Origin of the sequence: Kitasatospora sp. NPDC005751, assembly GCF_040630835.1 — a bacterium.
Classification (GTDB): Bacteria; Actinomycetota; Actinomycetes; order Streptomycetales; family Streptomycetaceae; genus Kitasatospora.
The window spans coordinates 1-4,295 of sequence record NZ_JBEXYC010000137.1 but is presented as its reverse complement, the minus strand read 5'-3'; the positions used below and the strand labels follow the sequence as shown (position 1 = coordinate 4,295).

The window sequence follows — 4,295 nt, the reverse complement described above, 5'->3', positions numbered from 1 at the left end:
TCTTTCCCTACCCGCCGCTCTTCCGATCTCCGGCGGCGGACCGCCCGGCCCCGGCCCCGGCCCCGGCCCCGGCTCCGGCGACGCCGGGCAGATCCTCGACCACCTGGTCGAAGTGCTGGCGGACGAAGAGACGGTGCTGCTGGACAACTGCGAGCACGTGCTGGAGGCCGCAGCGAGGCTCGCCGAGGCCCTGCTCGGCCGGTGCCCCCGACTGCGGATCCTCGCCACCGGCCGGAAGGCCCTGCGGATCGGCGGCGAGACCCTGCACCCCGTCCTCCCGCTCGAACTGCCCCCGCCGGACGCGCCGGCCGATCGTGAATGAACAACTTCGGCGAGCGTCGCCGCGACACCGAGCGGCGACGCTCCTGCACCGAGCTCTTCCTTGCTCTGGCCACGGCCATCACCGTCCGTAGCCCGATCCGACGCGCCTGGTACACCCACCGCCGGGGCACCCGCCCGCGCAGCCCCCGCATCCGACAGCCCGGCTCAACGCCTGCCGGCGGACGCTCCTGGAGATCCGGGTCGAGCCCGCGCGGGCCCCCGGGCCCCTGGCCGCCGCCCCCCTTGCACCGGGCGGCGACGACGAGTCCGTCGCTCGCGTCCGCGCTCCGCGGTGCGGGTGCGTCGACGTCTCCTTTGGCTGACACCTGCGCCGGTGAGCGACATCCGCTCCCACCTGGCCCAGATCTAGGCGACCGAGGTCAGCCCGGACCGAATCCGCGAAGTCGCCGACACGGTCGTGGCGTACTCGTGAGCCGACAGAACCGCCCCCTGGACGAGGCAGGCCCCCTCCCCGCGTTGCGGGGAGGGGGCCGTGCGCTCGGCATCAGTCGGCCGACTCGAACTCCCGTTCAACAGGCTCGGCCTGACGAGCCGATCAGTGACGCTGGTGCGCGAGCGGTTCGTCAGCCGACGATGGCCCAGGACTGCGGGTGGTTCCAGGCATCGCCGCAGGTCCACAGCGTCAGCCAGGTCCCGTTGCTCAGGGAGTTGCCCTTCGCGGTGATGCACTTACTCCCGTGTGCGGTCCAGATCCGCTCCGAGTCGAGGTCGTAGTAGAACCGCTGCGGGTTGACCGACGCGTAGGGGTCGCAGGTCCACAGAGTGAGCACGGCTCCATTGGTGCCCGAGGCGTTGCCCTGCGGCGTCATGCACTTGCCGCTCACGTCGTGGACCAGAAGGTTGCCGCTCCAGTGCCACTTCTGCAGGTCGCTACCGGTGCAGGACCAGACCGTGACCACGGTGCCGTTGGACGTGCCGTTCCCCTCCGGGGTGGCGCACTTGTTTTCAGTGTTCCACAGGACCGAGCTGCCGACGGCTTGTGCCGGGCTGACGGCGAGTGAGCTGAAACCAATCACGGAGACCAGCGCGAAGAGCGTGGTCAAGAACTTGCGAATCATGTTTCCCCGGATCTTGGAGCTATGACAGTACTGTGCGGCCAGCGGCCGCCATACGCGTGTGCCCATGCCGAAGGAGCCCCTGAGGGCTTGAACTTCCGGCTGGGGGTGGTCGCCGCCCGGCACACGACGACGACCCACGAACGCTGAGTCCGGGGTCGCCGTGAACGAGCGCCCAGGGTGGTGGGCGCGTCGAACTGATTGTGTGACACATGGCGTGCGATCCGGGCACAGTATGATCATTCTGCTTGGTCGGTGTCCAGTCATGCGGGTGTCCGGTTGCCGGCAGCGCAGCGCCGCGAGTCGCCGGCCGGGGTGCCCGTGCGGCGATGGAGCGGTGCGAGGCATGGCCCGCAGCGAGGTGGTCTTCACCGGCGTGGACGGTCACTTTCAGGTCGGTGGTCCCCGTGGTGAGGTCGAGGGCGCCGGCGACGGGGCTGAGCGGTTCCCTCGGGAGTTGCTCGGACACGACCGGGGGAAGCGCCGACGGCCACGCAGCCAGGACGAAGCGGGCGCGCAGCGGTATGAAGACGGGGAGGCCGGGCGCGCGGGCCTTCGGTGGATCTGCTTCCACAACCTCCGTCGGCGCCACCGCGCGTTCGGCTACCTCGGCCCGGCCCGATTCGAACATCGGACAGCGCAGCGGCTTCCCCGAGGATCACGCTCGTCGGATGAACCTGCGGTGTCCACGTCCCGGGCGAACGCTCAGGGGCCACTTGTTTGCCGCGTTCCCTCCACGGGATCGGATCCACGACCTGGTGAACCTCGGCCTGCGATTGGGCGGGTACGGGCCGCCGGTGCGGCTGGCCGAGGCCCGGACGCTCTTCCTCGGCGCGTCCGGTTCATCGCCCCGACGACCCAGTCCCGGCGTCCGAACAGCACGAAGGCCGCCACCCCGTGCGGGGCGGCGGCCTTCGGCGTGTTCGGGCCGTGGAGATCATGGGCGGCCCGGCGTGTGCGGCCGGCGCCCCGGCGGACGGTGCCATGCGGCGCGGTCGCCGGCCCGGGGGTTTCGTCAGGTCGATTCGGCACTCTTGGCCGGCCTGGTGCGGGCGGAGGTGACGAAGTGGTGCGCGATGGCGTGGGCGGCCACGACGTCCATGCCGCCCACGCCCTGGATCGGCCTCCCCGCCCGGGTGAGGCGTCGCCGCGGTGGCCGCCCCTCGCCGGCAGCAGCGGCCCCGGCGGCTCAGCAGCGCGGCGCACCGCGGACCTTGGATCGGGTCGGCAGACCCGCCGCCGGGCCGCGCGGGCCCGGGAGTGCGCAGGCCCCAGGGAGCGCGGGCACCGGGCCGAGGTCAGGCCGGGCCGGAGCGGTCGTCCGCCCTGACCCGCCGGGCGAGCTGGAGCGCTCCGGCCACCGCCAGGGCCACCCCGAGCGGGGCCGCACAGGCTCCGGCGTATTCGAGCAGCAGGTGCAGCCGTGGCAGGTCGAAGGCGGCCGCGGTGGTCATGGGCATCAGCCAGGGCAGCGTCCCGAGCACGACGCCGGCGGCCCGCAGCGGGTCCCTTCGCCGGCCGGCCAGGCGGTCCAACAGGACCGGTGCCGTCAGGATGCCGAGCCAGATCGGCAGCACGGCCAGGACGGGCAGCGGCAGGTACTGCGCCAGGTACAGGTCGGCCGCGATCCCGGGGAGCGCGACGGCGAGCGCGAGTGCGGCCATCTCCCAACGGCCTCGCCGGGTGACGTCCACGAGCGCGGCCGGTGCGAGCAGCACCAGCGCGCCGATCAAGGCCAGGGCCGCCGGCTGACCCGCCGAGTACCGGTCCAGGCCGATCAGGGCCTGCACGCCGCCGCCGAGGAGGACGGCTGCCACGCCCGTGACGCGCGCGGCCCGCCAACGGCCCGTCACGGCGAGCCCGAGAGCGAGCAGCCACGGCGCGGCGCGCGCCAGTTGGAGGACCGTGATCGCCATCGCGTGACGCGGACCGGGCGAGGGTTGGGGGTTCTGGGTCCGGTAGGCCAGATTGGGCAGCAGGAGGTACAGGGCGCAGCCGGCCGCGAGTGCGAGGGCGACGGGCGCCGCTTGGGCCAGTACGCGGCCGGCCGGGTCCGTGGGGCCGATCCGCAGCCGTAGTCGCAGGGCGTGGGTGGCGAGGTCGCGGTACTCCCGGAGCAGCGCGCCGCGGGTGCGGTCCTGGGTGGCCTCGGTGAAGGTGGCGTGGATGTCGTCGCCGTGCGCGCCCCGGTAGGGGGCGGGGTAGAGGCCGATCAGCAGGCGGATCGCCCGGGGGGCGGTGTGGCCGGTCGTGGCGTGGTTCATGAGGTCGCCCCGTGGGGTCGGGGGCGGAAGGAGCCCAGTCGGCGTTCGGCCTCGGTGGCGGCGGCCCGCAGGCGTGCGGCCTCCTGTGCCAGCGCGTCCTGTCCCTGGTCGGTGAGGGCGAACGTGCGGCGCAGTCGTCCGCTGACCACCTCCTCGCTGTCGATTCGCACCAGGCCCTGCTGGAGGAGCCGGTCGAGGGCGGTGTAGAGCGTGCCGGTGCTCAGGCGGCTCTGGCCGTCCGAGATGGCGAGCACCTCCTGGATGATCGCGTAGCCGTGCCGGGGGGTGTCGGCCAACGCGGTGAGCACGAGCCTGGTCGGTTCCTGTAACTGACGGATGGTCATGCACGGAGCATAGAGCGATCACCGGAATATGTCGATGGCCGGACGGTCAGTGGGGTGGGACGGGGTGACGTCACCCGCCGGCCGCCCCTGCCCCGGGGCGGCGCCTCGCGGAGGAACCCGCGCCCGTTCGGCTTGTCGCCGTACAGGGGACGGCCGCCTTCGCCGCCCTTCCCGCCCGCTCCTGCGCCGCCGTAGCGGTTGAAGCCGGTTGCGCCGTCGCCCCGGCGCCGGGAACTGCCGTGCTCACCCCGAAGGGACCCTCATGCCACGCCGCTCACGCCCGCTCGCCG

The 4,295-nt window shown here is 73.0% G+C and carries 4 protein-coding genes and 1 pseudogene; 2 read left to right on the top strand and 3 right to left on the bottom strand.

Translation table 11 applies throughout. The features are described from left to right. Both ABZ497_RS36570 and ABZ497_RS36565 read left to right on the top strand, forming a co-directional pair. Positions 1-322: hypothetical protein (locus ABZ497_RS36570; RefSeq protein ID WP_359812422.1), on the top strand; the 322-nt coding region annotated here is incomplete at its 5' end. Then, a pseudogene (locus tag ABZ497_RS36565) lies at positions 313-477 on the top strand (IS5/IS1182 family transposase); the annotation flags it as partial. The gene ABZ497_RS36570 and the pseudogene ABZ497_RS36565, both read left to right, overlap by 10 nt. Before the next feature lie 428 nt (positions 478-905). On the opposite strand, the gene ABZ497_RS36560 reads toward ABZ497_RS36565, so the two are convergent. From ABZ497_RS36560 to ABZ497_RS36550, 3 genes are all read right to left on the bottom strand, one after another. Continuing rightward, on the bottom strand, positions 906-1,400 hold the full coding sequence (locus ABZ497_RS36560; RefSeq protein ID WP_359812419.1) for a ricin-type beta-trefoil lectin domain protein: 495 nt from the start codon (positions 1,398-1,400) through the stop codon (positions 906-908). A 1,295-nt stretch (positions 1,401-2,695) separates the two neighbouring features. After that, positions 2,696-3,661: a hypothetical protein gene (locus ABZ497_RS36555; RefSeq protein ID WP_359812416.1), complete on the bottom strand. Its 966-nt coding sequence runs from the start codon at positions 3,659-3,661 to the stop codon at positions 2,696-2,698. Further along, entirely contained in the window at positions 3,658-4,005 is a 348-nt protein-coding gene (locus tag ABZ497_RS36550) for a PadR family transcriptional regulator (RefSeq protein WP_359812414.1), read from the bottom strand. The genes ABZ497_RS36555 and ABZ497_RS36550 overlap by 4 nt, the downstream gene beginning before the upstream one ends. Positions 4,006-4,295: the final 290 nt, after the last annotated feature.